The sequence below is a fragment of the Campylobacter sp. 2018MI13 genome, from assembly GCF_018501135.1.
Lineage (GTDB): Bacteria > Campylobacterota > Campylobacteria > Campylobacterales > Campylobacteraceae > Campylobacter_E.
Genome location: NZ_JAHCZC010000297.1, coordinates 1 through 388 on the forward strand (window position 1 = coordinate 1; position 388 = coordinate 388).

1 protein-coding gene is annotated in these 388 nt (G+C 48.2%); it reads left to right on the forward strand.

Going from position 1 to position 388, the window contains the following annotated elements; genetic code table 11:
- On the forward strand, nt 1-388 hold a 388-nt coding region (locus tag KJQ99_RS10100), incomplete at both ends, for a hypothetical protein (protein ID WP_214150770.1).

Sequence of the window (388 nt, forward strand, 5' to 3'; positions counted from 1 at the left end):
TTCGCAATGGCAATCAGTGGATTGTTAATTTCCTAAAAACTGCTGATGTGGAGCAAATCGTGATTGATGGAGCTAGCCGTCAGACCATTTTAGCCGACGAACTCAAGGACTATCCCGTCAAAAACGTGGTACTGCCGACCGTCAAGGAAATCATCATGGCCAATTCGATGTGGGAACAGGCGATTTATCAGAAAACGTTGTGCCACGCGGGGCAGGCGTCGCTTAGAAAGGTTGCGACAAACTGTGACAAGCGTAATATCGGCTCAAGCGGCGGTTTTGGGTATCAATCGCAAATTGTCGATATTGGTATTAGTTTGATTGGTGGTGCTCTGTGCGCGCACTGGTGCTTGTTTCTTATTCACATCTTAGGCGTGCGCCGGTTAAGCAG